Genomic DNA, 692 nt, shown 5'->3' with positions numbered 1-692 from the left:
TAAACGTAGTGAGTGCAGCACCCTTGTTACCGCGTTCTTCCTTTTCAACCTGTACGATTACTTCTTGGCCTTCGCTGATCGCATCTTTGATGTTAACGCGGCCTTTGCCAGCGCTTGGCTTGAAGTATTCTTTTGAAATTTCTTTAAGAGGAAGGAAGCCGTGTCGCTCGGCACCGAAATCGACGAAAGCAGCTTCTAGGCTAGGTTCAACACGGGTTACTTTGCCTTTATAAATGTTTGCTTTCTTTTGCTCGCGAGAGCCGGCTTCAATGTCTAGGTCGTAGAGTTTTTGCCCGTCAACGAGGGCTACACGCAACTCTTCGCTTTGAGTCGCGTTGATTAACATTCTTTTCATGAACAACGTCCAATATGGCGCTGTATACAGGAAGGGCAGAAAGATTGAGGGTTAGAATACCTACAACTGTGGCGTTAAAACGAGCATGCAAACACTAAACTTCGGGTTTTATAGCTGCTCTGTTGAACTAACATCTCATTGTAAACAGCAGGTCTTATGGTCTCTTTACAACGCAAGTCTTGTGAACTCACGGTGTCGGCCTGTGTCGTGATCATGCTTTGAATGGCTTGCGAAGGCCTCTTTAAGCATCATCTAAAAATCTTTTGCGCTACGCTGTACAGCGTATTTATCCAATCATTTGTTTTGCAAACTGCGTAAAAACAAATGTTCCTTTGGG

Annotated in this window: 1 protein-coding gene; it reads right to left on the bottom strand. The window is 44.7% G+C overall.

What is annotated here, in order from left to right:
• Nucleotides 1–355 (bottom strand): S1 RNA-binding domain-containing protein (locus A3762_RS01385; protein WP_156493111.1); only part of this gene is annotated, 355 nt, incomplete at its 3' end.
• Between the last annotated feature and the right edge of the window lie 337 nt (nucleotides 356–692).

The sequence above is a fragment of the Oleiphilus sp. HI0125 genome, assembly GCF_001635355.1.
The sequence above is the reverse complement of the archived record's forward strand: the minus strand, read 5'-3'. Positions and strand labels throughout refer to the sequence as shown.